This window comes from Kitasatospora azatica KCTC 9699 (genome assembly GCF_000744785.1).
Taxonomy (GTDB): domain Bacteria; phylum Actinomycetota; class Actinomycetes; order Streptomycetales; family Streptomycetaceae; genus Kitasatospora; species Kitasatospora azatica.
In genome coordinates, this window is record NZ_JQMO01000003.1 from 1,283,398 (window position 1) to 1,310,017 (window position 26,620).

Below are 26,620 nucleotides of genomic sequence, written 5' to 3' on the forward strand. Positions count from 1 at the left end.
TGAGCGCTACCGCGGCTCGCTCGGCAGGCTGCGGAACAGCTCGAGGTAACGCGTCATCAGGTCGTCCCAGTCGTAGTGCTCCCGCGCCTGCCGGCAGCCGGCCGCGCCCAGCCGGTCGGCCAGCGGGCCGTCGGTCAGCAGCTCGCGCAGCGCCCCGGCCAGCGCGCCGGCATCGCCCGGCGGGACCAGCAGGCCGGTCCGGCGGTCCGTCACCACGTGCGGGATGCCGCCGACGGCCGAGCCGACCACGGGTGTGCCGCAGGCCATCGCCTCCACCAGGGCCATCCCGAACGACTCCGCCTCGGTGCGCGAGGGCAGCACCAGGACGGCGGCCGTGCGCACCGCCGTCACCAGCTGCTCGCCGGTGAGTTCGCCGTCGGCCGTCACCCGGTCGGCGATGCCGAGCCGGTCGGCCAGCGCCAGCAGGTCCGGCAGCGCGTCGCCGCCGCCGACCAGCCGCAGCCGTGCCCGCGGCAGCCCGGTGCCGGCCGCCAGCAGGGCGAAGGCGTGCAGCAGCACGTCCACGCCCTTCCAGGCCGAGCTGCGGTCCAGCCGCCCCGCGTAGACGACCACCGGCTCGCGGCGGGAGGCGGGCTCGCCGGGGGTGAACCGGGCGGTGTCCACCCCGGGGGTGATCTGCACGGCGTGCGGGTGGCCGGCCGCCAGCGAGACCGGGGAGACCGCCACCAGGCGGGTGGCGCGCCGGAACACCCGGGGCAGCAGGTGCCGTTCGTACCAGCCGATCAGCCGGTCGGCGGCGCCGCTGCCGGCCTCGCCCTTGTGCATCGAGCCGGCGTGGTAGGTGAGCACGGTGGGGCGCCGTCCGGCGACCGCGAGCGCGAGGTCGGCGAGTCCGGGCACCGGCGCGTGGGCGTTCACCAGCTCGGCGCCGGTCCGCCACAGCCACCAGCGCAGCTGCAGTGGCCAGAGCGGGCCGAGCGGCGTGTTCGACAGCCGCAGCCAGGCGGCCAGCCGGACCACCCGCACCCCGTCCTCGACGCTCACCGTGGAGCGCAGGCCGCCCTGGCGGGTGGTCAGCACCACCGGGCACAGGTCGGGCGAGTCGGCCAGCGCGCGGGCGATCCGGGCGGCGTAGTGCTCCACCCCGCCGACCTTCGGCGGGTAGTAGGGCGCGACCACCGCGACGGTGCGCCGGCTCACCGCAGCGCCATCCGCTCGGCCGCCGGGAGCTGCTCGACCGGCACCGACACCAGGGGTGTCAGCTCGGCCCGCAGCAGGTCGACGAAGCCGTGGGCGCGCGCGGCGTAGCCGGGGACCTCGGCGGCCAGGAAGCGGCGGTAGGCCGGGCTCTCGGCGAGCAGCCGGTCGAGCAGCCCGATCAGGGTCGGGGCGTCGGCCTCGGCCATCGGGACCACCCAGTGGTCCAGGCTCAGATCCGCCATGATGCCGCGGGTCTTGTGGTCGTACTCGACGGCCGCGCACGGCACCTGGGCCACCAGCCCGAATATCACCGAGTGGAAGCGGGTGCCGAGGATGCAGTCCGCGGCCCGGTAGAGCGCGAAGATGTCGTGGTGGTCAAGCTCGCCGTCGTCCAGCACCCGCAGGCGGGGGTCGGCGACCAGGGCAGTGATCCGGGCGTTGACGATCCGGTCGTCGTCCTCCTGGTAGGCGCAGGTGACCTGGGGGGCGAGCACCACCGTGCAGCCCTGGCGCTCGATCAGGTGGCGGACGGCGTCGGCCATCGCCCGCTCGTAGCCGAGCTGCCCGGCGCTGCCGAGGAACTGACGGGCCGTCACCAGGACCAGTCGGCTGCCCTCGGGCACCCGCAGCTCGGCGCGCCAGTCGTGCTGCGAACGGCTGCGGAAGGCGAAGGCGCTGTCGACACCACGCTCCACATTGCCGGTCGGCACGCCGGCCTCGACGAGCCGGTGCACGCTGATCGACTCGCGGGCCACCACCTTGCGGCAGCTGCCGAGCACCCGGCGCATCATCAGCCGCTGGATCCGGGTGGGGAACGGCCCGAAGGACTGCGGACCGAGCACCACCGGTACCCGGAACCGCCGGGCGAGCCAGAGCGGCAGCAGCAGGAAGAAGATGCTGAGGTCGCTGGGCAGGTCGGCGCGGCCGTTGAAGTGGCCGCCGCCGACCGAGAGCACCAGGTCGGCCGCGCCCAGCGCGCTCAGCTCGGCCCGGATCTCGCCCGGCAGCAGCCGGCTCAGCGCGCGCAGCGCCCGGCCGGAGCCGGGCAGCGCGGCGAGGGCGGCCAGGGCGAAGGCCGACAGCTTGCGGGCGATCCGCCGCGGGCGGCCGATCTCCTCGTCCCCGGTGTAGCGGCGGATGGAGCCCAGGTTGGGGACGCCGTCGAAGCTGGGCCAGCGGTCGGGCGCCTCGAAACCGGCGATCTCGATCAGCGCACCCGGGAAGGCCTGGGCCAGCTGGTCGAGCGTGACGCTCAACAGGGCCGCATCGCCTCGGTTGTCCCGCCGGAAGGCGTTGACCACCAGGATTCTCACGCTCGTGTGACCCCTTGTCCGCTGACCTCTTGATAGTGCTGCTGCAGGCCGTCGAGGAACTCCTCGACCCCGTACCGTCCGGCTCGCGCCGCCGATCCGGCGCCCAGCCGGGCCAGCAGCTCCGACCGGCCCACCAGCGCGCCCAGCGCGGCGGCGAGCGCGTCCGGGTCGCCCGGCGGGACCAGTGCGCCGTTGTCCGGGCCGACCAGCTCGGGCAGCCCGCCGACCGCGCTGGCCACCAGCGGGCGGCCCAGTTGCAGGGCCTCCAGCGCCACGGTGGGGAAGTTCTCCGGCCACAGCGAGGGCAGCACCACGACGGCGGCCGACCGCAGCCGCTCGCGCACCTGCTCCGGCGTCAGCCAGCCGGTGAAGGCCACGCTGCCTTCGGCGACCAGGTCGGCGGCCGCAGCCTCCAGGGCTGTCCGCGCCGTCCCGTCGCCGACGATCGTAAGCCGCGTACCTGGGTGATTCCTGACGGTCTCCCGGAAGGCGTCCAGCAGGACCCGCACGCCCTTCACCGGCTCCAGCCGGCCGACGAAGAGCAACTGCTCCAGGTCCGTCAGCGGAGCCGGCCCGGGCCCCGCCTCGATCCCGTTGGGCAGCACCCGCACCGGTACCCGGCCCAGGTCGCGGCCGACCGCCCGGGCGAAGTACCGGCTGGGCGCCAGCACCCGGTCGACCCGCCGCAGCCGGGGCAGGTAGCCGGGACGCTGGACCAGCCGCAGGTAGAGGTAGCGGGCGGCGTCGGCCGGGCTGAGCCGGCCGCCGGCGGCCGCGCTGGGCAGGTTCCAGCGCAGCAGCTCCAGGGTCCAGTCCTCGGGGCCGTGCACGGTCAGCACCCGGGGGACGCCACGGGTGGCGGACAGCACCGCCGGGCTGAACTCGCCGATGGTGTGCAGGTGCACGCAGTCCGGCCGGAACTCCTCGACGGTGCGGCGCACCGCGCGGTGGGCCTGCCGGTACCAGGCCTTGGCGAGCAGGCGGCGCAGCGGGTGGCCCGCGATGGCGGGGACCAGCTCGTCCGCGAAGACCTGCTGACCGTCCGCCAGCAGGTCGGTGGCGATCACCCGGACCTGGTGGCCGCGGGCGGTCAGCCCCTCGGCGATCAGCCGGACACTCTTCTCGGCACCGCCCGCCTCGAAACCGAGGTTGACGATCTGCAGGATCCTCACAGCGCCTCCGCCGTCCGTACCGCCGTTGTGCTGCGGGCCCGCCGCCGGGCCAGCAGGGCGACCAGCGCCACCAGCCCCGAGGTCAGGTTCCCGGCCGCCCAGGCCCAGCCCAGCCAGGCCAGCCCGCGCGGCGCCCAGAGCGCCGCCAGGCCGATCGCCACCGCGGCGTAGACCGCGTTGCTCAGCATCAGCGCGCCCATCTGGCGGGTGAGTTTGAGCGCGAAGCTGGTCCAGGTGTTCAGCGCCACCGCCAGGGCCGCCAGGGCGAAGACCAGCAGCAGCGGACGGGCCCTGGCGGGGTAGTCGCCGCCGAACAGGGTGAGCAGCAGCCCGCTGCCGCCGGCCACCGCGGCCGCGGCCGGCAGTTGGGCGCCGGCCATGATCAGCGCCGAGCGGCGCAGCAGCACCCGGAACCGTGACGGGTCGTAGGAGGCCTCCGCGAAGACCGCCTCGCCGACCGAGAAGGAGACGGCGTTGAGCAGGCTGGCGATCTGGAAGGCCACGTAGTAGTAGCCCGCGGCGGCCTCGCCCAGACGCTGCAGCACGATCAGCGGGATCGCCAGCTGCGGGGCGAGGTTGAGCAGGCTGGACAGGTAGTTGGCGACCGAGAAGCCCAGTTGCTCGCGCAGCCGGGTGCCGCGGGCCAGGAAGTCGAAGCGGAAACCCAGCTTGCGGCGCATCAGCAGGACCGAGGCGAGCACCGCCGCCAGGTATCCGCCGCCGGTCGCGGTGAAGATGCCGAAGGCCCCGAGCCCGGTCAGCGCGATCGGCAGCGCGAGCTTGGCCAGGCCCTGCAGCAGGCCGTCCACCAGCACGTTGTACTGCGGGAGTCGGGCGCCGACGAAGACCGAGTCGGTCAGCAGATTGACCGAGGAGCAGATGCAGAACAGCACGAAGACCACCGCCTGCGGCAGCTGGTCGCGAATCGCGAGCAGCTTGGGCCCGTACAGCGGCAGGCCGAGCAGGTACCCGGTGCCGACCGCGCAGGAGACCAGCGCGACCAGCGCGATCGACTGGCTGACCTGCCCGTTGCGGGCCTCGGCCTGGGCCGGGAACCGGATCAGCGTGCTGTTCAGCCCGAACAGGCTCAGGTACGAGATCAGCGAGGTCGCCGAGATCAGCGAGGTCGCCAGGCCCACCTGCTCGGGCGGGTAGAACCGGGCGACCACGACCCAGAAGACGAAGCCCAGGGCGGCCGTGGTCACCGTCGCCGAGAGCAGGAAGAACGAACTGCGGTAGACCTGATCGGGCGGCCGGGCGTGCTTGCCCCTAGCCACGGCTCTCCTCGGGGCCGCCGCCCCGGTAGTACTCCAGCAGCCGCTCGGCGTGCTGCGGCCAGCCGAACGCCGAGCTCGCGTAGCGGTGCGAGTAACTCCCCATCCGGGCGCGCAGCTGCGGGTCCGCGGTCAGCTCGGCGAGCGCCGCCCGCAGCGGCTCCACCGCGCGCGGCAGCAGCCGCAGCTGCTCGCGGTCCAGCTCGTAGGGGGCGTAGCCGGGGTCGTCGGTGGTCACCACCGGCAGCCCCGAGGCCATCGCCTCCTGCACGGTGAGCGGGAAGCCCTCGGCGGTGGACGGCAGCGCGAAGACGTCGCAGGCGCGGTAGACCCGGGCCAGCTCCGCCGGGGCCAGCGTGCCCAGGTGGTGCACGCCGGCCCGGTCGCGCAGCGGGCCGGCGTCGCCGTCGCCCGCGAAGACCAGGTCGTAGGCCGCCGGCTGATGGGCCTCGAGCAGCAGCTGGTACCCCTTCTTGGGCACCAGCCGGCCGGCGAAGAGCACCAGCGGCCGGTCGGCGGGCAGCCCGAACCGCTCGCGGTCGAGCCGGCGTTCCTCGGCCGAGTCGGCCGGGCGGAACAGCGCGGTGTCCACCCCGTTCGGCAGGTGCCGGACCCGCTCGGGCCGTGCGCCGAAGGCCTGGACGAAGTCGGCCACCGAGGCGTTCAGGGTCAGCACCCGGCGGGCCCGGCGCAGCAGCGCCCGTCCGGCCACCGCGTAGACCGCCCGCTGGACGGCCCGGACCAGCGGCGACGGGTGCTCGACCAGGCCCACGTGCTGGGTCACCAGATGCGGGGTGCGGGTCAGCGCGGCGGCCAGCCCGGCCGCCCAGCTGGTCAGGTAGAGGCAGTCGTGCAGGTGCACGGCGTCCGCCCAGCGGGCCCAGCGCAGCGCGGCCGGCAGCAGGGCGGGGGAGAGCACCGGGAAGGGCACGCCGGCCCGCTGCTCGAAGCCGTTCCAGGCGGCCACCCGGACCACCCGCACCCCGTCGGCGCGGCTCTCCTCGGACCGCTGACCGCTGGTCAGCACGGTGACCTCGGCGCCCAGCGCGGCCAGCCGCAGCGCCTCCTGGTGCACCACGTTCTCGATCCCGCCCAGGTGCGGCGGGTAGTAGTGGCTGACCAGCAGCACCCGATACGGAGTCACTTGAAGATCGCCGCCCCTTCGCTGCTGTAGATCTGGTCCTTGGTGGTGTCCAGCAGGCCCATCGGGTAGCGGTAGGTGACCAGGTCGCCCTGGTAGGAGAAGGTCACCCGCCCGGTGCGCACGGTGGTGGTGCCCAGCACCACGTACGGGTGGCTGCCCAGCTCGGTCGGGAAGATCCCGCCGACGGCCGGCCCGGTGATCAGGGTGTGCAGCCGCCCGAAGGTGTAGGACTCGCTCTGCACCACCGGCACCGGGTGGCGGCCCGCGATGTCCTGCTCCAGCCAGTACGCGGCCAGCCGCTCCTCGGTGCTCGGGTAGTAGATGTCGTAGTACTGGCCCGCGTTGTTGAGCTGGAGCTGCGCCGGATACCCGCCGAGCAGCTGCGGCACCACACCGGTCAGGTCCAGGAAGAGCCCGAGGATCAGCGTGCAGGCGATCGGCACCGCCCGCCGCCCCGCCCAGCGCACCACCCACAGGGTGCCGGCCGCGATGAACGGCGCGAAGAAGAGCAGGCCCTGCTGGAAGGCGCGCAGCACGCTGTAGTCGACCGAGAGTTGCGGCACCACGGTGAGCAGCGCGATCACGCCGAGCGCGCCCACGGTCAGCGCGACCTGGTCACGCAACGGCTGGAAGACCCGGCGCCGGGCCCGCAGCGTCACCACCACGCCGATCAGCAGGAGCAGTTGGAGCAGGCTCGCGGCGCCCTGGCGGAGCAGCCCGTTCATCCCGGCCACGTCGACGCCGATCGCCGCCAGCCCGCGCCCGGCCGAGGTCAGCGGCATGTCGGGGGCCGGGACCAGGACCGCCGGATAGGCGTTGACGGTCTTCAGCGGCAGGTAGTCGCCGGCCGCCCGCTTCGGCGCGGTCTGCACGATGCTCTGCGCCTGGTAGTCCTTCAGCCGCTGCTCGGGACTGACCTTGTTGCCGCCCAGCAGGCTGTACTTGGTGTCCGAGGAGCCGCTCGTGCCGCCACCGCCCAGCTGGGTGACCTGCTGGTAGGCGGCGGACAGGGTGGCGGTCAGCTGCCCGCTGGTGTGGGTGACCGGTCCGGCCCAGACCAGCGCCAGCACCGCCGGCACCAGCACCATCCACCAGGTGACGAAGGACTTCGCGCCCGGCCCGCCCACCGTCCGGCTGCGCCGCCGCCGGCCGCGCCGCCCGGCCACCAGCGCGACCAGCCGCCAGAGCAGCGTGCTCCCCACCGCGATCCCGAGCACCGCGACCACCACGTAGGTGGTCGAGTAGTGCGAGAGCACCACCCCCGCGAGCAGCACGCTGAAGGCCAGCCGGCGGGTGCGCAGCGGGCGGCCGGAGTCCGTCAGCACCAGCGTCGCGCAGCCGAGCAGGACGAAGGCCACCTCCTGGCGGCCGAGGAAGGTCATGTCCGTGAAGAAGGTCGGGAAGGCCATGAAGTACATCGCCGACAGCAGCGCCACCAGCTGCGGCGCGACATTGCGCACCGCCCGGTAGACCATCACCGGGGTGAGCGCGAAGAGCAGCGGCAGCACGACCTTGAAGACGTAGACGTCCTGGACCGCGGTCAGCCGGACCAGGCTCACCGGCAGCAGCGTGATGCTCAGGCAGGCGTTGTAGGCGTCCGGATAGGTGGAGACGCTCCACAGCGAGCCGCCCAGGGTGAGCCGGAAGTACTCGTACTCGCGCTGGATGTCGTGCCCGGTGATGTACCAGCCGCGCAGCGAGTTCAGCAGCAGCAGCGCGGCGGCGGCCGTGAACAGGCCGCTCTCCAGCACGCCGGTGGGGTAGCGCCGCCGGCGGACCAGCAGCAGGAGCAGCAGGCCGGCCACGGCCAGCAGGGCGAACAGGCTGACCGTGCCGCTGAGCCCGTTGTTCAGCCGGATCGGGCCGGCGACCGCCAGCAGCAGGCAGAGCCCGCCCAGGCCGGCCACCGGGCCGAGGCCGGGGGGCCGGTGGGCCAGCCGGTCGAGCAGGCCGCGCGGCCGCGCCGCGGGCCGGTCCTCCACCGGGAGCAGGGCGCCGAGCACGATCAGGGTCATCGCGGTGGCGCCGGTCAGCGGGACGCGGGTCAGCGGGTGGGCGTTGCCCAGCTGGGGGAGCGCGGTGTTGACGCCGAGGGCGATCAGCAGGTCGGTGATGGCGGCCAGGCCGACCGCGAGCAGCAGGTTGGCGTCGCGGCTGGAGACCACCTTGGCCGCCGTACCGCGCCACAGCAGCGTCGGGGCGAGCAGCAGCAGCCACAGGCCGGCCAGCGAGCGGGGCAGCCCGGGCATGCCGGGGACCAGCTCGAGCACGCAGGCGAGGGCGATGGAGAGCAGCAGCGCCGAGCGGCCGCGCAGCCAGCCGGGCAGGGTGCGGCGGCGGGTGCGGGGCTCGGTGGGGTCGGCCTCCGGAGCGGGCTCGGGCGCGGTCTTCGGGTCGGCCTCGGGCTCGTTCTCGGGCTCGTGCTCGTACTCGTTCTCGGGCCCGGCCTCGGGGTCGGTCCCGGGACCCTTCCTGGGACCGTTCTTGGGTCCCGTCCTGGGTCCCGTCCTGGGGCCGGTCTTGGGGTCGGTCCCGGTCCGGGCCGCGCGCCGCTGTGCGCTGGTGGCGCTCATCCGGCCACCGCCACGGGTATCGCCGGTCCGTACACGGTGTCGTACACGCGCTCCACCCGCTCGCCGACCGCCCCCCAGGAGTACCCCCGCGCGGCCTGCGCGCTGCGCTCACCGAGCCGGGCGTGCAGCTCGGGGTCGCGGGCCAGTTCGTCGATCGCCGCCGCCAGCGCGGCCGGCTTCGGCGCGGCGAGCAGGCCGACGCCGCGCAGCAGTTCCGCGCTGCCCGGGACCTCGGTGGCCACCACCGGCAGCGCCGAGGCCATGGCCTCCAGCGCGGCCAGCGGCATGCCCTCCTTGTCGGAGGGCAGCACGAAGGCGTCCGCCTCGGCGTAGGCGCGCACCAGGTCGGCACCGTGCAGGCCGCCGGCGAACTCGACGCTGCCGCCCAGCCCGAGCCGGGCCGCCTGGGCTTCGAGCCGGCCGCGCAGTTCGCCGTCCCCGACGATCCGCAGCCGCACCGGTTCGTTCAGCAGGCTGATCGCCTCCAGCAGCCGGGCCACGTTCTTCTGCACGCCGAGCCGGCCGACGAACAGCAGCCGCAGCGGACCGGCCGAGCGCGGGCGGGGCGCCGTGAAGTACTCCGGGCCCACCCCGTTGGGCACCACGAACACCCGCTCGGCGGGCACCCCGTACGTCTCGCGGACCAGCGAGCCCTGGCCCTCGGTCAGCACGATCACCCCGGCCGCCCGTCGCATCACCCGCCCGAACAGGTGCTTCTTGTACAGCGGCAGCAGCCGGCCGGCCGGCCCCGAGGCGTCCACGTCCAGGTGGAAGTGGAGCAGGTAGCGCTGCCCGCGCAGGGCGGCGCTCAGCGCGACCAGCTCCGGCAGCAGGGCGTTCGCGCAGTGCAGGTGCAGGACGGCCGTGCGGGGCGCGCGCAGCAGCGAGACGGGCAGGCCGGGTGCGACGGCGGTGTGCGCCAGCTCGACCGCCCGGTGCCGACGGACCGTCACCGCGGCTTCGGACTCGCGCCGCTCCGCGCCGTCCGCCCCGAGCACGGTGGTGACCACCTGGACCCGGTGCCGCCCGGCCAGCTCGCGCGCCAGCTGCTGCACCACGCGCTCCAACCCGCCCAGGTGGGGCGGGTAGTAGGGGGTGATCTGCAGGATCGTGCGCATTCGCCAGGGTCCAGGGCTCAGGGGTTGGTGGTCGGCTGCTTCCCGAGGTGGAAGTGCAGGGTCTGCGGATGCCCGGCCAGGGTGACGCGCACCGCGGCCACGTTGCCGTTCGACTGCATCCGCACGACGGTCGGTACCGCAGTGCCGTCCTTCGGTACCAGGCTGACCGTGGAGGTGGCCGCGACCGAGCCGTCCCGGGATTCTAGCGTCACGGTGATCCGGTAGGACTTGGCGCCCGTGCCGTGGTCGGTCACCGCGAGCGGGACCAGCACCACCGCGCCGTCGAAGGTCGGATCGGCGGTGAAGTACAGCTCGGTGAAGGAGGAGCCCCGCTCGGTGAACGAGTCGAGCAGCTGGGTGCGCACGGTCGGGACCGACCAGAGCCCACCGGCCAGCCCGATCACCGCGCCGACCGCCAGCAGCACCGAGGTGATCCGGAACCGCAGGCTCGGCGCACGTCGTCGGCGGCGACGGGCCGCGATGGCCCGGGCGGAGCGCCGACGGGCCGGTGTGACGGCGGGTTCGGGCTCGGCCTCAGGCTCGGGCTTCGCGTCCGGTTCGGTGGCAGCCTCGGGTTCAGCCGCGGGTTCCGGGGCTGACGGGGTGTCGCCTTCGGTCCCCTCCGGCTGCTCGGGTTCCTCGCTCATACCGACTCGAACTTGCGCGGGCCGCGCTGCGCCGGGATCGGGACCCCGCCCTGCTGCGGGTCGGCCGAGCGGCGGAAACGGTGCACGAAGAGCTGGCGCAGGTTCGCCATGCCGTCGGGCAGCGCATTCAGCTTCACCTCACCGCCGCGCCGGCGGTACTCGATCGGTACTTCGAGCGAGCGGTAACCGGCCCGGATCGCGGCGTTCTTGATCTCCTGTGAGAAGGCCATCCCGGTGGAGCGCACATCCAGGCCGTGCCAGACGTGCCGGCGGAAGACCCACATGCCCGACTGCGAGTCGCGCAGCCCGTTGCGGAACAGCATCCGGCTGAGCGCGCTGAGCGCGTGGTTGGCCAGGGCGTGCGAGCGCTTCATCGCGTCGCGGTTCTCCCGGCTCAGCCGATCGGTGGTCAGGAACTCGATGTCCCCGTCCACCAGGGTCCGCAGCAGCTGCGGCAGCGCGTCGAACGGGTAGGTGCAGTCCGCGTCACCGGTGGCGATCACCTCGCCCTTGGCGGCCTCGAAGCCGGCCAGGTAGGCGTTGCCGTAGCCGCGTGCGGGCTGCGAGACCACCCGGGCGCCGAGGGAACGGGCCACCTCGGCGGTGCCGTCGGTGGAGGCGTTGTCGACCACCACCACCTCGGTCTCCCAGCCGGCCTGCGCCAGCGCGTCCACCGGCACCGATGCCATCACCGTAGGGAGGTTGGAGGCTTCGTTGAGTGCCGGTATGACGATGGACAGCGTATTCACCAAGGCCCCCGAGACGGCTGCTGCGGACGGGGCTGGGTGTGCCCCCGGTGCCCCTGTTGCACGCGGGTGGCAATGGTGCGGAACGCAGCCACGGCAGGTGGCTTCAGCCTCCCGCGGGTCGTCACTTTAGCCGATGCTTATTCCGGCAAGTCGGCCGCCCGTGTCACTGACCGTCAGCCGACCGCTCGTCAGGGTCAGCGGGCGGCTGCCGCTCCGCAGTGGCTCCCCGGCTCCCCGGCTCAGCCGCTCAGCCGATCAGCCACGATGCCATCGGCTTGGCCGACTGCCCCGTGCCGCCGTTCTTGAGATCGGTCACCTGGGGCGCGGTCAGTGCCTGGTTCCACACCAGGATGTGGCCGACCACACCGGCCCACATGCTGCCCCACTGGTTGTGCTCGCGGCTGCGACCGAACTGCATCGGCCCGGGCCCCGACCAGATCGAGCCGTTGGGCAGCGGGGTGCTCTGCGCGGGCTGGCCGTTGACGTAGAGCGTGATGTTGCGCTGGGTGGCGTCGTACACGCCGGTGAGCAGCGCCCACTGGCCGACCGTGGTGGTGCTCTCGGCCACGGCCTGGACGGCGTTGCTGTCGTTACCGCCGTCGGCGGTCTGCACCCGGAACACCCAGCTCTTCTTGCCGCCCGCGTCGTCGCGGCCCAGCTCGAAGGAGTACGAGACGCCGTCGCCCTGGCTCAGCGCGATCCGCGGGCCGTCGGCCGCCTCGTTCTCCACCCAGGCGGAGATGCTGAAGCTCTTGGTCACGTCGACCACCGGGCTCGCCGACTGCGCGAAGGAGTTGCTGTCCGCCTTGAACCGCAGCACATAGCCGTCGGTCACCGCGTTGACCTGGGCGTCCGGGCCGATCGCCACGTTCGCCTGGCCCGAGTGGTCGGCGAGCAGGTTCGGCTGGCCCGGCACGGTCGGGGTGTTGGAGGGCACCTTGGAACTGCCGGCGGTGGGCTTGGTGCTGGCAGAGGCCGTCGCGGTGCCGGAGGCCTGCGGCTTGTCCGGGCCCTTGTCCTTGCCGAAGCCGATGAACAGGGTGCCGGCGCCGATGCCGAGCAGACAGGCGGTCACCACGATGCCGGTCGTCCACAGTCGGCGCTTACGGCGGCTCTGAGTCTCCGCCAGGTCGGCCAGCTGCTCCCAGTTCGGACCGTCGGGGCCCGACCCGAACGGCTGCTGCGGCTGGGAGGTGAACGGCGACTGCGATTGCGGCTGCGGCTGGGGCGGTTGCGGTTGCTGTGGGAAGGCGGGCTGCGGGAAGGCTGACTGTTGCGGCATCTGGGGCGGGGTCGGCTGCGGACCCGGCTGCGGGTAGCCGCTCGCCGGTTGCGCGTACGGGTTGCCGCCCTGCGGGTAGCCGTAGCCGGACGGAGTGCTCGGCACCTCGGGTACCTGCGGGTAGCCGTAGCCGCCGGGCGCCGCCGGTGCGCCCTGGTGCGGCGCAGCCGCCGGCTGCGTCGGGTCCGCTCCCTGCTCCTGCTGCGGGAGGGCGGGATTGTGCGTGGGGGCGGCGGACTCTCCCCGGTGTTCCGTGCCGTCAGTCATAGAGCGGATGCTAGAACATGATCCGCCGGGTCCCAATTGTTTGTTCGTATCGTTGCCTTCGGCGGGCGTGCTCGATCACGGGTTGAACGTCATTGCGTACACCCACAGCTCGATCTCCGGCCGGGGGCGCCAGTCGCGTTCGGGGGCCCGGCGAAAGCCCAGGCGTTCGTAGATGCGGTGGGCCGCCTTCATGTCGGGGCGGGTGGAGAAGGCCATGCCGTGCAGGCCGAGTTCGCGGCTGCGGGCGATGGTGGCGCGCACCAGGGCCTCGCCGACGCCGCGGCCGCGGGCGCCCGCGGCGGCGGCGAGCATCCGGATCTCGCTCTCCTCGGCGGTGGCGATGTCGGCCCACTCGGTGCCGCCGACGGCCAGCGTGACGCAGCCGAGCACCCGCCCTGCCGGGCCCCGGGAGAGGTCGGCGGGGTCGACGGCGACCAGCAGTTCGGCCTCGGCGGCCCGGCGGCGGGCGTCGCGCAGCAGCGTGACGTACTGGGCGTCGGGGCTGGTGTGACCGTCACCGACGAAGGCCTCGACGGTCACCTCGCCCGCGGCATCGAGATCGGCTTCGGTCGCGGCGCGGATGAGGAGGTCCATCGGCCCAGTGTGCCAAGACGCAGGTCGGGAGTTGCGGTCGAGGTCGCGGCCGAGCAGACCGAATCCGCCGATCAGGCCGGCGACGGCGAGCACGCTCACCAGGGTGGAGGAGGGCATGGCTCCACTCTCGCGAGCCGTTCGCGCCGGGACGAGTGGCAGTAATGACACTCTCCGTCGAATTTCTGCCATGGGCTCGCTAGGCTGCCGTGCATGCTGAAAAACGTCGTCGCGGTGGTGCTGGAGGAGGTCCACCCGTTCGAGCTCGGGGTGGCCTGCGAGATCTTCGGACTGGACCGCAGTGAGCAGGGGCTGCCGGTCTACGACTTCGCGCTGGCCTCGGACCGGCCGGGCGAGCTGCGCACGCACGCCGGCTTCACGGTCAACGTGCCGTACGGCGCCGAGCGGCTGGCCGAGGCCGACCTGGTGATCGCCGCCGCCACCGGGATCCGGGACAGCTACCCGATCGAACTGATCGAGGCGCTGCGCGCGGTGGTGGACCGGGGCGCCCGGGTGCTGTCCATCTGCAGCGGCACCTACCTGCTCGGCGCCGCCGGGTTGCTGGACGGGCGCCGCTGCACCACGCACTGGCGGCACGCGGAGGACCTCGCCGAGCGCTTCCCGCTGACCCGGGTGGAGCCGGACGTGCTCTACGTGGACGATGACCCGGTGATCACCTCGGCCGGCACCGCCGCCGGCATCGACGCCAGCCTGCACCTGGTCCGCAAACTGCAGGGCGTGGAGGTGGCCCGCGGCATCGCGCGGCGCATGGTGGTCGCGCCGCACCGCGAGGGCGGGCAGGCCCAGTACGTCAACCGGCCGCTGGCGAACGAGGAGTGCACCTCGTTCGGCTCGGTGCTCGACTGGATGCGGGCCGAACTGGACCGGGACTGGACGGTCGACCAACTGGCCGCCCGGGCGCACATGGCACCGCGCACCTTCGCCCGCCGCTTCCAACAGGAGACCGGCACCACGCCGCTGCGCTGGCTGATCGGCCAACGGGTGCTGTACGCCCAGCGGCTCCTGGAGGAGACCACCGACCCGGTCGAGACCGTGGCCGCCCGCGTCGGCTTCGGCAACGCGGCCACCCTGCGCCACCACTTCGGCCGCTGGCTGGGCACCACACCGGGGGCGTACCGGCGGGCTTTCGGAGGGTGAATGGGTCGGGGGCAGCCGGGAACCGACTGCCCCCGGTGTTCACCCCGCCTGGGTGAACACCCAGCGCTGCCAGGCCGCCCCCGCCGAGGCCGCCTGGACCAGCGGTGTCCCGTCGGCGGTGGAGCCGGAGGAGCCCACGCTCAGCAGCTTGCCCGAGTGCTGCGCGGTGACGGCGTACCCGCCGCCGGTCGCGGCGGTCAGGGTCCAGGTCTGGTTGGCGGTTGTGCCGCAGGTCCACTGGATCACGGCGGCGCCGTCGGTCCGGGCGGAGCCGGTGACGTCCAGGCAGAGGCCGCTCTTCACCGAGACGAGGTGGAAGGCGCCGTTGCCGGCGTCCTGGAGGGTCCACTGCTGGTTGCCGCCGCCGGTCGGGTGGTACTCGATGACGGCGGCGCCGGCGGTGGTGGAGCCGCCGTTGACGTCGGCCGCGCTGCCGCTGGAGGCGGCGGTCAGCGTGTAGCTGTGCCCGGCCGAGGGCGGCGGGGTGGCGGCCGACTGGTAGGCCTCCACCTCCCAGAGCGAGTAGCCGTAGCCGGTGCCGCGCTGGGTCAGGTAGATGCGCAGGTAACGGCCGCTGCCGTGCAGGCCGGTGAGGTCCTGCACACCGCCGGTGCCGGCCGTCGTGCTGTAGGCGGTGGTCCAGTTCACCGCGTCCTCGGAGAACTGCACCTGGAAGGCCTTGGCGTAGGCCGCCTCCCAGCTCAGCTTGACCCGCCCGACGGTCGTCGAGGCGCCGAGGTCGATCTGCAGCCACTGCGGGTCGGCGTAGGCGCTGGACCAGCGGGTGCCGTAACTGCCGTCCGTCGCGGCCGAACCGGGGAAGGCCGCCGTCTCGGTGGAGGAGACGGTGACCGGCCGGCCGAGGGCCAGGTCGCCGGGGGCGGTGTCGGCGGGCCAGCCGGGGGCCCGGCCGATCGCGGTGATCAGCGGCTGGAAGTCGGTGTAGGCGGCGACCGGCTTCGGCGAACCCCAGGTCTGCTGGGCCAGGGCGCGGATCGGGGCCAGGATGCCGGCGGCGGTCTGCTGCTCGGTCTCGGCGCCCGGGTTGTCGCACCAGACGTGCAGCACCGAACCGCTGTTGCGGCTCGGGTCGCCGATGGTGGCGCCGCCCTGGAAGATCCCGGGGTTCCAACTCTCGTACATGTATGTGGTGTCGGGCTTCTCGCCGCCGTAGACGTAGTAGGTCGGGGTCCAGCTGGAGTTCATCACCTGGTGTCCGGCTGCGACCAACTGGGCAGGCGTGAGGCCGTAGTTGTACCAGTAGTCGACGGTGATGTCGGGGTTGACGGTGATGGTGCCGTCGCTGGCCTTGATCCCGTCGTTCCACATCCGCATGGTCTTGCCGCCGCCCCGGACCAGCGCGTCCGCCCAGTTGACGAAGCCGTAGAAGACGTCCTTGGCGGTGGCCGTGGCGCCGTAGTGCGCGCGGGCGTAGCTGAGCAGCTGCGGGTAGGCGCTGTAGTCGGTCACGTACTCGTCGGCGCCCAGGTGCCAGAAGGCGGCGGGGAAGAGGGGCAGGTACTCGCTGATCAGGTCCTGGATCAGCGTGTAGGCGGCGGGGTTGGACAGGTCGATGAAGGAGTTGTCGGGCGTGCCTGAGCTGTTGACCAGCCGCAGCTCGGGGTGCGCGGCGAGCACGGCGTTCAGGTGGCCCGGCGCGTCGATCTCGGGGACCACGGTCACGTGGTACTGCGCGCCGAGCGCGATCAGGTCGGTGATCTGCTGCTTGGTGTAGTGGTCGGCGGAGGTGATCTCCGGGTGGCTGCTGCTCTCCAGCCGGAAGCCGTAGGTGTCCGAGAGGTGCAGGTGGAGGTAGTTCATCTTGACGTAGGCGAGGTCCTTGACCTCCTGGCGCAGCCAGTCGACGGTGAAGAACTTCCGTCCGGTGTCGACCATCAGCCCGCGCTCGGCGTACTGCGCCCAGTCGTGCGCGGCGCCGCCGGGCACCGTCCTCGACTGGTGCAGGAGTTGCAGCACGCTCCGGGTGCCGTAGAAGACCCCGTCCTCGGCGGCGCCCTGCACGGTCAGCACGGAGCCGACGGTCAGCGTGTAGGCGGAGCGCCGGGTGTCGGTGCCGCCGAGGGTGAGGAAGAGGTCGCCGGGCTGGGCGCCGGCGGCGGTCAGCTCGGTGACCGTGGCGCCGGTCAGCTGGGTCAGGTCGGCGGCGAACACCTGCCCGGTGCCGGTGAGTTGGGTGGCGTAGGCGCTGTCGACGACCACCCGGCCGGTGGCGGTGAAGGTGTACGAGCCGGTGCCGGCCGTCCACTGCTGGAGTGCGGGGATGATGACGGGAGCGGCGCCGGCCGCCGCCGTCGTGGGCGTCGTCGTGGTCGCCGTCGTGGTCGTCGTCGTGGTGGCGGCCCGGGCGGGCAGTGGGAGCAGCAGCAGGGCGAGCAGGGTGAGCAGTAAGCCGAGGGCGGAGCGGGATCGTTTCATGATCGTGGCCTCCTGGGCTGGAAGCCGGCCGCGGTGCGGTGGGGCGCCCCGCGGCCGGCGTACGTGGGGGTAAATCCGTGCGATCGATCAGACCCGGTCGGATCAGATCAGGTCGGGCCCGGTCGGATCCGGTCAGGCCGGCAGCGACCAGGCCTGGTTGGCCTGGTGGTAGCCGCAGGTCCAGGTGTCCAGTCGAGTGGCGTCGGCGGTCCCGCCACCGTAGACGTCCAGGCAGAGTCCGGACGCGCTGTTCACCACCGTGCCGTCGGGCTGGGCGTGCCACTGCTGCGCGGTTGCGCCGCCGCAGCTGCTCAGCACCACCCAGGAGCCGGCCGAAGTGCCGGACGCGGTCAGGCACTTGCCGAGGGTGCGGATCGTCCCGTCGCCGTTCACGGTCCACCGCTGGTTGGCGTTGCCGGTGCAGCCGTAGAGGATCACCGAGTTGCCATCGGTGGTCGAACTGTTGGAGTCGTCAACGCACTTGGTGCCGTTGCCGGTCAGCTGCCCGGTCGGGACGGGGGCGGCACAGCCCTTCGGGGTGAGTCGCCAGACCGCGGTGCCGTGCGCGGGGACGCTGGCGGTCAGCGCGGTCGAGACGGTCGAACTCGCGCCGGTCCACAGGTCCTTGGCGGTCACGGTACAGCTCGGCAGGCCGATCGAGGCGAGCGACACCGAGACCGAGCGGGCGCTGCTGGTGCGGTTGAGCACGGCCACCGCGCGGTCGCCGTTGGCCAGCGGCCGGGCCAGCGTGTCGGTGCTGCCGTCGGTGGCGACCACACCCGCCTGCCGACCGGCGCTGTCCTGGTCGACCGCGACCAGGTCGGTGTTGCCGAGCGCGGCCAGCGCGGTGGGGGAGAGCTTGGCGACGTCCGAGGAGAGGATCATCGGAGCGGCCATCATCGACCAGAGGGCCACCTGGCTGCGCGACTCCTCGTCGGTCAGGCCGCCGTCACCGGCGATCAGGAAGTCCGGGTCGTTCCAGTTGCCGGGCTTGGCGTAGCGGCCGATCCAGCGGTTGTAGCCGTAGTTGGACAGCACCGAACCCCACCGCGAGGCGTTCGGGTTCCTGGCGTCGAAGGTGGCGATGTCCCAGCCCTCGCGCCAGAGTTGACCGTCCTGGCCGACCCAGCCGAGCACCGAGAACCAGCTCGGGCTGCCCCACTCGCCGTTCTGGAAGTAGGCGGGCGCGGACTCCGAGAAGGTGATCGCCCGCCCGCTGCCGGCCAGTGCGATGGACTGTGCGTCATAGGCCTGGCGGTAGGCCTGCTCCTGGGTCTGGCCGGCGGCCACGTACACGTTGCAGCCGTCCAGCTTGAGGTAGTCCACGCCCCAGGCGGCGAACGAGGCGGCGTCCTGGGCGAAGTGGTCCGCCCCGCCGCCCTGCGGCCGCCCGCTGCCGGGGTAGCCGCCGCAGGTGCTGGATCCGGCGTCCTCGTAGATGCCGAACTTCAGGCCCTTGCCGTGCAGGTAGCTGCCCAACCAGGCCATCCCGTGCGGGAACTTGACCGGATCGGCGACCAGGTTGCCGGCGCCGTCCCGGCTGCCCGCCATCCAGCAGTCGTCCACCGTGACAGTGTCGTAGCCCTTGGCGGCCAGCCCGCTGCTGACCAGCGCGTCGGCGTTTCCGGTGATGGTCTGCTCGGTGATCCCGCACTGGTAGTGCGCCCAGTCGTTCCAGCCCATCGGCGGCGTGGCGGCGAGTGTGGTGCCGCCGGCCGTGGTGCCGCCGGCCGTGGTGGTGCCGGCCGTGGTGGTTGTGGTTGCGCTCGTGGTGGCGGCGGAGGCGGTGCCGGTCAGCGGGAGGGCTATCAGGGCGGAAGCGGTCAGCAGGGTATGGAGGGTGCGGCGGACCGAGGGCACGGCAGGCTCCTTCTCGACGGGGTCGTGGGCGCGCGACCGCACCAGCGCACGAGGACGACTGCGCGGCCGTGCGGTGCGCGACCAGTGCACCGTTGATGCGCATTCACGTCAAGAGAGCCACCTAAATGAGCAGAAACGAGCAGACCACTCAGGCAAGGCAAAAGTACTTTCGTCCTGCAAAAGTAGATGCCATGATGAGGGAACGTCAGCAGACGATCCGTCAGGGGGAACACCCATGTCCACGTCCGACCAGCCCACGGTCAAGGCCGCCGCGGCCGCGCTCCAGACCTACGGGAAGGCGCGCGCGGCCGCCGCCGGCTCCCGGCCGACCCCGGCCTGGTATCCGCCGGCCCGAGGCCTCCTCGCGGCGCTCACGTATGCGCTCGGTCCGGCACTCCTCCCCGGCCGGTGGCAGCCGTGGCTCGTCGGACTCCTGCTGGTGTCGGCGCTGGCCTTCCTCGCGGTGCACGGCGCCGCGGTCCGCCCCGGCGGCGTACTGGTGCTGCCCAAGGACGATCCGCGCCGCCGGGCGAAGCTGCGCGCCCACTGGCAGAGCCTGCCCGTCTACGGCCTCGGCTGGCTCGCGGCCGTCCCCGGCGGGGTCTGGGCCGGGTCGGTCACCTCCGCGCTGCTGCTCGGCGGCTTCCTCTGGGCGACCAGCGAGTACGAGCGCCGGCTGGCGGCCCGCCGGTGACCGTCGACGAGCTGATCCACCACCCCACCCGCCTCGCCTTGGTCGGCTTCCTCTCCGGCTGCCACGAGGCCGAGTTCGCCGCCGTCCGCGACTACTGCGGGATCTCGGACGCCAGCGTCAGCCGGATCGTGGCCGCGCTGGAGCCCGCCGGCTACGTGCACGTCCGCAAGGGCTACGTCGGCAAGCGCCCGCGCACCTGGCTCTCGCTCACCCCGGAGGGCCGCAGCGCCCTGGCGGCCCACCTGGCCGCCCTGCGCGCCATCGTCGACGCGGCCGCCCGTACAGCGGCCGCCGCTGAGGCGGAGTGAGCCCCTCGCCCGTCCACTCGGGGGAATCCGGCCTAATGTTGATAGAATACAAATCCTTGTACATGGCCAATATCGCTGCTGGAGGTGTGCGATGACCGTGACCCAGATCGACATCGACGACGATGCCCTGGAGCGCGCCATGGCGCTGTCCCACGCCAAGACCAAGAAGGAGGCAGTCAACCTCGCTCTCCAGTACTACGCCGATCGGCAGGAGCGGGCGGCGCGGATAAGCCGCCACTTCGAGCGCGCGCGGCAGTGGGGGGCGGTCGAGGCGGCCGAGCGCCTGCACGATGAGGAGAAGAGCGGCCGGTGATCTACCTGCTCGACACCTCGGCGCTCGTCCGGCTGCTCCGGGACCCGAGGCTGCAGGCCGGCTGGTACGACGCCATCGATGCCGGAGTTGTTGGCTCCTGCTACCCACAGCGGACTGAGTTCCTGTACAGCGCCCAGAACAGCAGGGAGTACGGCGAGATCGCGGAGATGTTCGCAGACCTCTACCCCGATGTGTCCGTGCCGAAGAACGCCGCCCGCTGGATCGGCGCGGTCCAGCACCGCATGGCGCAGAGCGGTGAGCACCGGAGCGCGTCGGCCGTGGACCTCGTGATCGCCGCGACGGCGGCCCACCATGGCTTGACCGTTCTTCATGACGACGCCGACTACCGCACGGTTGCCCGCCACGCCACCGACCTCAGCGAGCACAGCGTTCACGACCTGGCTTGATGCGCGGCCAGGCCCCTCGGGTCAGTCCCGCAGGTGTCCGACCCCGTTCCACAGCTCCGCCCGCAGTCGCCCGTGCTGCGAACGCCACAGGCTGGCCGAGCAGTTGTGCACCGCCTCCAGGGCCACCAGCTCCGCCTCGGTGAGCCGGTCCAGGACGTAGCGCAGCATCAGCACCACGTTGTCGTGCGCCACCAGCAGAACCGGGCGCTCGGCCTCCTCGGCGCACAGGTCGCGCAGGCAGTCGCGGACCCGCAGTGCCACGTCCGACCAGCTCTCGCCGCCCGGCGGCCGGTAGTAGAGCTCGCCCATCTTGCGCCGGCGGGCGGCCTCCTCGGGGTGGTGCTTCTCGATCGCGGCCGCCGTGAGCATCTCCAGCACGCCGAGCTCCCGGTCGCGCAGCCGCTCGTCGTAGCGGACCGGCAGGCCGACCGGCACCGAGCCGAGCCCGGCCGCCTGGGCGATCGCGATCCGGGCCGTCTCGGCCGCCCGCACGTACGGGGAGCACCAGACGGCGCGCGGCCGGTCGCAGGACGGCAGCTCGGCCCACCAGCGGCCGAAGGCCTGCGCCTGAGCCTGGCCGTGCATGGAAAGCGGGATGTCGGCGTCCCGGCAGCTGATCGGGACGCTGAGCGCACCGGTGCTCTCGGCGAGCTGGAACTCCACGTTGGCGGTGCTCTGGCCGTGCCGGGTGGCGATCAGCACGGACGGCTGCGCGGCCGCGAGGTCCTGGCGGGGCTGTCCGTTGAGGATGGTGCTCAGCTCTGGCATTCCCGCTCCCCGTTGGTTCGGTGCGTATCGGCTCTTACCGCTGAGTAACGGTGCGACTTTCGGTGCAAAATGCGAGCTTCGCTGCAAAAGGGGTGCCCTACATATGATCGCGCCGCCACCCCCTCAGTGTTGAGGCCGATGGCGGCGCGATCACAGGGCGCGCAGTGGGGCGCTTAATGCGCCGCCACCGGCTGGGGCGCGTTTTTGAGCTCGGGGTCGCCCGTCTCCGCGCTGTAGTCCGCCGGGGAGGTCTCGTCCACGCCCTCAGGGGCCTTGGCCGCCTTGAGGACCAGGGTGAGCAGGACCGCGACCCCCAGGTTGAGGACGAACGCGGTCAGGCCGATGTAGCCGATCTGCCCGATCACCGGGATGGTCGTGCTGTTGCCCCCGAAGTGCTTGGTGGCGGGGGAGGCGAGACCGTACGCCTTCCAGGTGCCGTACGCCATGCCGGCCGCCCAGCCGGCCAGCAGCGCCCAGCGGTGGAACCAGCGGGTGAACAGGCCCGCGACGATGGAGACGCAGGTCTGCAGGATCCAGATCCCGCCGAGCAGCTGCAGGTTGATCGCCAGCTGCTTGTCCATGCCGAGCACGAAGACCAGCGCGCCGACCTTGACCAGCAGCGAGACGATCTTGGCGACCTTGGTCTCCTGCTCGGGGGTCGCGGCCGGGGCGATGAACTCCTTGTAGATGTTGCGGGTGAACAGGTTCGCCGCGGCGATCGACATGATCGCGGCCGGCACCAGCGCGCCGATCCCGATCGCGGCGAAGGCGACGCCGGTGAACCAGCTCGGGAAGAGCTTGTCGAACAGCTGCGGGACGGCCAGCTGCGGGTTGTACCCCGCCACGCCCTTGCCGACCCCGGCCGCGATGGCCAGGAAGCCGAGCAGTGCCAGCAGACCGAGCATCAGCGAGTAGGCGGGCAGGATCGCCATGTTGCGGCGCACGGTGTTGCGCGACTTGGCGGCCAGTACGCCGGTGACGGTGTGCGGGTACATGAAGAGCGCGAGCGCCGAGCCGAGCGCCAGGGTGGCGTACGTCCACTGCGCCTTCGGCCCGGTGAACATCGCGCCGACCGGCTGCTTGGTCTTCGGGTTGATCGTGCTGAACTTCTGCGCGGCCTGGTCGAAGATGTGCCCGTAGCCGCCGAGCCGCATCGGCAGGTAGATCACCGCGACGATGATCACGATGTAGACCAGGGTGTCCTTGACGAAGGCGATCAGCGCCGGCGCCCGCAGACCCGAGGAGTAGGTGTAGGCGGCCAGCACGGCGAAGGCCAGGAAGAGCGGCAGGTCCTTGACGAACCAGTTGGAGTTCGCGCCGCCGCCCACCCCGAGGGTGTCCAGCACCGCCTGGATGCCGACCAGCTGCAGCGCGATGTACGGCATGGTGGCCAGGATCCCGGTCACCGCCACGGCCAGCGACAGACCACGCGAGCCGTACCGTCCGCGCACGAAGTCGGCCGGGGTGACGTACCCGTGCACCCGGGCCACCGACCACAGGCGCGGCAGGAAGAGGAAGACCAGCGGGTAGGCGATGATCGTGTACGGGACGGCGAAGAAGCCCGCCGCGCCCGCGCCGTAGACCGCCGCCGGCACCGCGATGAAGGTGTACGCGGTGTAGAGGTCGCCGCCGAGCAGGAACCAGGTGATCCAGGTCCCGAAGCTGCGCCCGCCCAGACCCCACTCGTCCAGGTGCAGCGCGGAGTCGGCCCGCCGCCAGCGCGAGGCCAGGAAGCCCATCACGGTGACCAGCAGGAAGAAGAGGACGAACACCACCAGGGCGACCGTGTTCACGCCGTGCTTCATCAGTTCACGCCCCAGTTCGCGCTCTTCGCGGTCTTCCTGCTCTTGCGCTGCTTGGCGTCATGGTTGAGCAGCAGGTACGCGGCGCCGGTGAAGAGCGCCGAGACCGGGATCCAGAGGATCTGGTACCAGTAGAAGAACGGCATCCCGCCGAGCTTCGGCGTCAGTCGCGCATAGGAGTTCACCCAGAGCAGCGCGACGATCGGCACGGCCAGGCTGACCCCGGCGAGCACGCGGGCGGGTGTGACGGGCGGCAGCGGCGCGCCCGGGGGCGGCGGGGGTGGCGGTACTGGGCGGGCGTCGGTATCGATGGACATGAGAGCGGCTCCGGCGGTTGCAGCGGTTGCGAGGTTGCGGCTGTTGCGGGGTGCGACGTTTCAGCGCGATCCCGAGCAGCACCGCAGCGCCTCGGCGTACGTACGACCGATGCGCCCGCCGAGCAGCGCCCCTGGTGATCGGCTTGGACTGTCCGGAATGTAGGGCACCGTATGCCCCGGTGTCACCAGGTAAAACCGACAGTCTCGGAAATTGGACACCCGTTCGACGTGCAGTCAGCTGCTGCGTCGGGTCGGCCGGTTGATCGTGCTTGACGAATGGTCAAGGAACGTTGACCATTACTCCTGTGACTGATGCTCCTGATGACCACTCCGTGGCGCCTTCTGACGACGATCCCTTCGCGGGTCCTTCCGAGGACGAAGTCGTCCACCTCTCCACCGACGAGCAGCTGCGCGCGATCAACAACGTGGTCCGCCACCGGATCCTCGGCATCCTGCGCGACGGCCCCGCGACCATCACCCAGCTCGCCCAGAAGCTCGACCTGGCCAAGGGCAGCTCCAGCTACCACGTCCGGCTGCTGGAGCGGGCCGGACTGGTCGAGGTGGTCAGCACCCGCAAGGTCCGTGGCGTCAACGAGCGCTACTACGCCCGCACCTCACGCGGCATCAGCCTGCCCGACCCCGCCCCCGGCGAGCCCGACATCGTGATGCGGCACGCCGTCGCCGACCTCGAGGCGGCCCCGCCCGGACCCCGCCTCGTCCGCCTGCAGCACGTCCGGATCGGCGAGTCCGCCTACGAGGAGTTCGCCCGCCGCCTGGTCGCCCTCACCGAGGAACTGCGCGCCGCCGCCGACCCCGACGAGCCCACCGCCAACCTGGCCATCGCCTTCTACCGCCCGCAGGAGCCGAAGTGACCATTGCTCAGCCGGCCGTCGCCACCCCGCAGTCACCGGCCGCCGCCCCGCGACCCACCCTCCCCGCCGCCTTCCACCGCCTCTGGGCCGCCTCCGCCGCCTCCTCCCTCGGCGACGGCGTCTACCTCGCCGCCCTCCCACTGCTCGCCGCCGGCCTCACCCAGGACCCGCTCACCCTCGGCCTGGTCACCTCCGCCGCCCTGGCTCCCTGGTTCTTCTTCGGCCTGATCGGCGGCGCCCTGGTCGACCGCTGGGACCGCCGCCGCACCATGTGGCTCACCGACCTCTGCCGCGCCGCCCTGCTCGCGATACCCGCTCTTGCCATCGGTCTTGGCTTCGCGAGCATCCCGCTGCTGATCGCGGTGGCCTTCCTGCTCGGCATCGGCCAGATCCTCTTCGACACCGCCTCCTCCGCCTACCTCCCGCAGCTGCTCGACCGCGACATGACGCTGCTGCAGAAGGCCAATGCCCGTGCGATGGGCGCGCGTACGGTCGCCGCCGACTTCGCCGGGCCGCCGGCGGGGAGCGCGCTGTTCGTTCTCGGCCGCGCCCTTCCGTTCGGGCTCGACGCCGTCTCCTTCCTCGCCAGCTCGCTGCTGATCCGGACCCTGCCCAGCCGCCCGGTCCCGCCGCGCGAGGCGGGGCCCTCCCTGTGGGCGGAGGCCAAGGTCGGAGCCTCCTACCTCCTGCGCGACAAGGTCCTCCTCGGCCTCGCCCTGCGCCCCGCCATCGGCAACCTCGCCTTCGTCGGCGCCGACGCGATCCTGGTCCTCTTCGCCCACCAACTCCTCCACCTGGGCGACTTGGGCTACGGCGTCCTGCTCGCCTCGCAGGCAGCGGGCGGCCTCCTCGGCGCGGCCCTCGCCCACCGCCTCGGCGCCTGGCTCGGCACGGGTGGCGCCCTGACCGCCACCGCCCTCCTCGAAGCCGTCGCCCTCGTCGCCCTCGGCCTCTCCGGCAACCCGTTCGTAGCCGGCCTCGCCCTCGCCCTCCTCGGAGCCGCGATGGGGGCGACCATGGTCCTCGCCCCGTCGGTCTCCCAGGCCCTGATCCCGGCGGAACTGGCCGGCCGCGTGGGCGCGACGCGCAGGCTGATGGCGGTGGGGGCCGCCCCGATCGGCGCACTGCTGGGTGGGTGGCTGGCCACGGCGGCCGGGTTGCGCGCGCCGTTCCTGGCGGGAGCGGTGCTGCTGGCGTCGACGGCGGTGCTCTCGCTCACGCTGGCTAGCAACCGGCGGATCAGCGAGGCCCTGGCGGCGGCCGAATAGCCTGCGGCTCAACTGCGGGCCGGGGCATACTCGGCGCATCGAGGAGGGCACCCATGAAGTCCTGGAAGGACATCCGGTCCAACGCCATCACCGACCCGCAGCACGTTGCCGCACACCGCGAGAAGCTCGATGCCGAGCTACGCGCCCACCGCCTCGCCGAAATGATCTCGCCAGACTCGTGAGAAATGTCCAATGAGGCAACATGGCCGTCCTCGACTTGCTTGATCAGAAGTGCCGCATCAATCGGATCTGCATCCGTCCCTTCTCTCCAGAACGAGGTATGTGAGTAGAGCACGAACGCCGGCGTGCTTCGATGTGAGAGGACCGATCGAATAGTCGGAACCTCTCGTGCGAGAGTTGCTTCGACCCTGGCTCTTACAAGGTCGATCTCACGAACAATGTCGGCGATCTCGGAAGTACTCACTTGGCAACCTTTGCTACGTCTACGACTGCCCCAAGAAGTTCCTCGGTCAGGGCATGCGGTGCGGTCGCAGCACCCGGCCGCGACCCAATCCATTCGTCCATTTGCGACAAATCCTTTGGCCGAAGCACCGGCCTTCCGGCCCACCCTGGTCGACCTGCTCGGGGTGTTTGCGGGGCCTGGTGCGGTTGTATTCGACCTCGAATGGTCGTCGAGCGCGGTTTCGATTGGATCATGATGCACCGCCGACTCGCCCGCGACTGCGAGAGCAAGCCTGAGCACTCCGAAAGCTTGATCCCCTCGCGATGATCTCGAACCTTGCCAAGCGGCAATGGGTGAAAATGCCATAACCTGGCACAATCGGTGAACTATCGCTCACTCGAGCAGGACGTTCTCGTGGCCGCCCGCCTCCGGCGACAGTTCACAGAGCGGCGTCAAATGAGCGGGATTCCCCCGTACCGCAGAATAGCGTAGCCGCCAGCGACAAGCGAGACGGAAGATATCGCAATAATACCGATAGCGCGGATCTTCGACCGGGCAAAGATCCTTTTAAGTCGCACGCAGGCCCACACGGCTAGCATTGGGGAAGAAAGTAGCAAAATGAACACAACGGCATTAAAGAGAAACGATACCAACGTGGCAATCATCAAGAATCAGCGCCTTCCACATTCCACCGACTGCGAGCATTGTACCGTGTTGGTGGGT

Annotated in this window: 24 protein-coding genes and 1 pseudogene; 9 read left to right on the forward strand and 16 right to left on the reverse strand. The window is 71.9% G+C overall.

The window, feature by feature from the left end:
- Positions 1-6: 6 nt before the first annotated feature.
- The 11 genes from BR98_RS16820 to BR98_RS16870 form a co-directional block, all read right to left on the reverse strand.
- Entirely contained in the window at positions 7-1,161 is a 1,155-nt protein-coding gene (locus tag BR98_RS16820; RefSeq protein WP_035845628.1) for a glycosyltransferase family 4 protein, read from the reverse strand.
- A complete protein-coding gene (locus BR98_RS16825) occupies positions 1,158-2,474 on the reverse strand; it encodes a polysaccharide pyruvyl transferase family protein (RefSeq protein WP_035845631.1) in 1,317 nt (438 codons plus the stop codon). Before BR98_RS16825 ends, BR98_RS16820 begins: the two co-directional genes overlap by 4 nt.
- Complete coding sequence (locus BR98_RS16830) at positions 2,471-3,646, reverse strand: glycosyltransferase family 4 protein (protein WP_035845633.1); 1,176 nt, start codon at positions 3,644-3,646, stop codon at positions 2,471-2,473. The genes BR98_RS16825 and BR98_RS16830 overlap by 4 nt, the downstream gene beginning before the upstream one ends.
- Positions 3,643-4,923: a lipopolysaccharide biosynthesis protein gene (locus BR98_RS16835; RefSeq protein ID WP_035845636.1), complete on the reverse strand. Its 1,281-nt coding sequence runs from the start codon at positions 4,921-4,923 to the stop codon at positions 3,643-3,645. The genes BR98_RS16830 and BR98_RS16835 overlap by 4 nt, the downstream gene beginning before the upstream one ends.
- Positions 4,916-6,064 (reverse strand): glycosyltransferase family 4 protein, encoded by a 1,149-nt coding sequence (locus tag BR98_RS16840; RefSeq protein WP_035845639.1) that lies wholly within the window; start codon positions 6,062-6,064, stop codon positions 4,916-4,918. Before BR98_RS16840 ends, BR98_RS16835 begins: the two co-directional genes overlap by 8 nt.
- Positions 6,061-8,637: a DUF2206 domain-containing protein gene (locus BR98_RS42035; RefSeq protein ID WP_035845642.1), complete on the reverse strand. Its 2,577-nt coding sequence runs from the start codon at positions 8,635-8,637 to the stop codon at positions 6,061-6,063. The genes BR98_RS16840 and BR98_RS42035 overlap by 4 nt, the downstream gene beginning before the upstream one ends.
- Positions 8,634-9,755, reverse strand: a complete 1,122-nt coding sequence (locus tag BR98_RS36400; RefSeq protein ID WP_051969851.1) for a glycosyltransferase family 4 protein — start codon at positions 9,753-9,755, stop codon at positions 8,634-8,636. Before BR98_RS36400 ends, BR98_RS42035 begins: the two co-directional genes overlap by 4 nt.
- Before the next feature lie 17 nt (positions 9,756-9,772).
- Positions 9,773-10,402 (reverse strand): hypothetical protein, encoded by a 630-nt coding sequence (locus tag BR98_RS16855; protein WP_035845644.1) that lies wholly within the window; start codon positions 10,400-10,402, stop codon positions 9,773-9,775.
- Positions 10,399-11,151 (reverse strand): glycosyltransferase family 2 protein, encoded by a 753-nt coding sequence (locus BR98_RS16860; RefSeq protein ID WP_035845646.1) that lies wholly within the window; start codon positions 11,149-11,151, stop codon positions 10,399-10,401. Before BR98_RS16860 ends, BR98_RS16855 begins: the two co-directional genes overlap by 4 nt.
- A 247-nt stretch (positions 11,152-11,398) precedes the next feature.
- Positions 11,399-12,700 carry a LamG domain-containing protein gene (locus BR98_RS39410; protein WP_035845648.1) on the reverse strand — a complete coding sequence of 434 codons (1,302 nt, stop codon included), beginning with the start codon at positions 12,698-12,700 and terminating at the stop codon, positions 11,399-11,401.
- A 75-nt stretch (positions 12,701-12,775) separates the two neighbouring features.
- A complete protein-coding gene (locus BR98_RS16870) occupies positions 12,776-13,411 on the reverse strand; it encodes a GNAT family N-acetyltransferase (RefSeq protein WP_324606677.1) in 636 nt (211 codons plus the stop codon).
- A gap of 93 nt (positions 13,412-13,504) precedes the next feature.
- On the opposite strand from BR98_RS16870, the gene BR98_RS16875 reads away from it, so the two are divergent.
- On the forward strand, positions 13,505-14,449 hold the full coding sequence (locus tag BR98_RS16875) for a helix-turn-helix domain-containing protein (protein WP_035845651.1): 945 nt from the start codon (positions 13,505-13,507) through the stop codon (positions 14,447-14,449).
- Between the two features lie 39 nt (positions 14,450-14,488).
- On the opposite strand, the gene BR98_RS16880 is transcribed toward BR98_RS16875, so the two are convergent.
- A complete protein-coding gene (locus BR98_RS16880; protein WP_083976668.1) occupies positions 14,489-16,885 on the reverse strand; it encodes a family 20 glycosylhydrolase in 2,397 nt (798 codons plus the stop codon).
- A 132-nt stretch (positions 16,886-17,017) separates the two neighbouring features.
- A complete protein-coding gene (locus BR98_RS16885) occupies positions 17,018-18,745 on the reverse strand; it encodes a ricin-type beta-trefoil lectin domain protein (RefSeq protein WP_035845653.1) in 1,728 nt (575 codons plus the stop codon).
- Positions 18,746-18,980: 235 nt separating this feature from the next.
- Between BR98_RS16885 and BR98_RS16890 the strand changes: the two genes are divergently transcribed.
- The 4 genes from BR98_RS16890 to BR98_RS16905 all read left to right on the forward strand — a co-directional run bounded on the left by BR98_RS16890 (position 18,981) and on the right by BR98_RS16905 (position 20,467).
- Positions 18,981-19,439, forward strand: coding sequence for a hypothetical protein (locus tag BR98_RS16890; protein ID WP_051969854.1), 459 nt, complete (start codon positions 18,981-18,983; stop codon positions 19,437-19,439).
- A complete protein-coding gene (locus BR98_RS16895) occupies positions 19,436-19,747 on the forward strand; it encodes a transcriptional regulator (RefSeq protein ID WP_035845658.1) in 312 nt (103 codons plus the stop codon). Before BR98_RS16890 ends, BR98_RS16895 begins: the two co-directional genes overlap by 4 nt.
- Before the next feature lie 91 nt (positions 19,748-19,838).
- Positions 19,839-20,060: a type II toxin-antitoxin system VapB family antitoxin gene (locus BR98_RS16900; protein WP_035845660.1), complete on the forward strand. Its 222-nt coding sequence runs from the start codon at positions 19,839-19,841 to the stop codon at positions 20,058-20,060.
- Positions 20,057-20,467 carry a PIN domain-containing protein gene (locus BR98_RS16905; protein ID WP_035845662.1) on the forward strand — a complete coding sequence of 137 codons (411 nt, stop codon included), beginning with the start codon at positions 20,057-20,059 and terminating at the stop codon, positions 20,465-20,467. Before BR98_RS16900 ends, BR98_RS16905 begins: the two co-directional genes overlap by 4 nt.
- Before the next feature lie 21 nt (positions 20,468-20,488).
- Here BR98_RS16905 and BR98_RS16910 read toward each other — a convergent pair whose 3' ends face one another.
- From BR98_RS16910 to BR98_RS16920, 3 genes are all read right to left on the reverse strand, one after another.
- The gene (locus tag BR98_RS16910; RefSeq protein WP_051969855.1) at positions 20,489-21,235 is read right to left on the reverse strand and encodes a histidine phosphatase family protein; all 747 of its coding nucleotides are present in this window, start codon (positions 21,233-21,235) and stop codon (positions 20,489-20,491) included.
- Between the two features lie 173 nt (positions 21,236-21,408).
- On the reverse strand, positions 21,409-23,040 hold the full coding sequence (gene mctP, locus BR98_RS16915; RefSeq protein ID WP_035845664.1) for a monocarboxylate uptake permease MctP: 1,632 nt from the start codon (positions 23,038-23,040) through the stop codon (positions 21,409-21,411).
- The gene (locus BR98_RS16920) at positions 23,040-23,354 is read right to left on the reverse strand and encodes a DUF3311 domain-containing protein (protein WP_083976670.1); all 315 of its coding nucleotides are present in this window, start codon (positions 23,352-23,354) and stop codon (positions 23,040-23,042) included. The genes mctP and BR98_RS16920 overlap by 1 nt, the downstream gene beginning before the upstream one ends.
- Positions 23,355-23,686: 332 nt before the next feature.
- On the opposite strand from BR98_RS16920, the gene BR98_RS16925 reads away from it, so the two are divergent.
- From BR98_RS16925 to BR98_RS41375, 4 genes and pseudogenes are all read left to right on the forward strand, one after another.
- Complete coding sequence (locus tag BR98_RS16925; protein ID WP_035845666.1) at positions 23,687-24,226, forward strand: ArsR/SmtB family transcription factor; 540 nt, start codon at positions 23,687-23,689, stop codon at positions 24,224-24,226.
- Positions 24,223-25,494, forward strand: a complete 1,272-nt coding sequence (locus BR98_RS16930) for an MFS transporter (protein WP_232247444.1) — start codon at positions 24,223-24,225, stop codon at positions 25,492-25,494. Before BR98_RS16925 ends, BR98_RS16930 begins: the two co-directional genes overlap by 4 nt.
- A gap of 53 nt (positions 25,495-25,547) precedes the next feature.
- The gene (locus BR98_RS42040; protein WP_267886073.1) at positions 25,548-25,676 is read left to right on the forward strand and encodes a hypothetical protein; all 129 of its coding nucleotides are present in this window, start codon (positions 25,548-25,550) and stop codon (positions 25,674-25,676) included.
- Between the two features lie 440 nt (positions 25,677-26,116).
- Positions 26,117-26,282 (forward strand): annotated as a pseudogene (locus BR98_RS41375) (IS5 family transposase); the annotation flags it as partial.
- Positions 26,283-26,620 lie beyond the last annotated feature (338 nt).

What these genes read in the sequence shown, in the direction of transcription:
- BR98_RS42035 (WP_035845642.1), bottom strand. Translation starts at nt 8,637, where the DNA reads ATGAGCGCCACCAGCGCACAGCGGCGCGCGGCCCGGACCGGGACCGAC.
- BR98_RS36400 (WP_051969851.1), bottom strand. Translation starts at nt 9,755, where the DNA reads ATGCGCACGATCCTGCAGATCACCCCCTACTACCCGCCCCACCTGGGC.
- BR98_RS16855 (WP_035845644.1), bottom strand. Translation starts at nt 10,402, where the DNA reads ATGAGCGAGGAACCCGAGCAGCCGGAGGGGACCGAAGGCGACACCCCG.
- BR98_RS39410 (WP_035845648.1), bottom strand. Translation starts at nt 12,700, where the DNA reads ATGACTGACGGCACGGAACACCGGGGAGAGTCCGCCGCCCCCACGCAC.
- BR98_RS16870 (WP_324606677.1), bottom strand. Translation starts at nt 13,411, where the DNA reads ATGCCCTCCTCCACCCTGGTGAGCGTGCTCGCCGTCGCCGGCCTGATC.
- BR98_RS16875 (WP_035845651.1), top strand. Translation starts at nt 13,505, where the DNA reads ATGCTGAAAAACGTCGTCGCGGTGGTGCTGGAGGAGGTCCACCCGTTC.
- BR98_RS16880 (WP_083976668.1), bottom strand. Translation starts at nt 16,885, where the DNA reads ATGAAACGATCCCGCTCCGCCCTCGGCTTACTGCTCACCCTGCTCGCC.
- BR98_RS16890 (WP_051969854.1), top strand. Translation starts at nt 18,981, where the DNA reads ATGTCCACGTCCGACCAGCCCACGGTCAAGGCCGCCGCGGCCGCGCTC.
- BR98_RS16900 (WP_035845660.1), top strand. Translation starts at nt 19,839, where the DNA reads ATGACCGTGACCCAGATCGACATCGACGACGATGCCCTGGAGCGCGCC.
- BR98_RS16910 (WP_051969855.1), bottom strand. Translation starts at nt 21,235, where the DNA reads ATGCCAGAGCTGAGCACCATCCTCAACGGACAGCCCCGCCAGGACCTC.
- mctP (WP_035845664.1), bottom strand. Translation starts at nt 23,040, where the DNA reads ATGAAGCACGGCGTGAACACGGTCGCCCTGGTGGTGTTCGTCCTCTTC.
- BR98_RS16920 (WP_083976670.1), bottom strand. Translation starts at nt 23,354, where the DNA reads ATGTCCATCGATACCGACGCCCGCCCAGTACCGCCACCCCCGCCGCCC.
- BR98_RS42040 (WP_267886073.1), top strand. Translation starts at nt 25,548, where the DNA reads ATGAAGTCCTGGAAGGACATCCGGTCCAACGCCATCACCGACCCGCAG.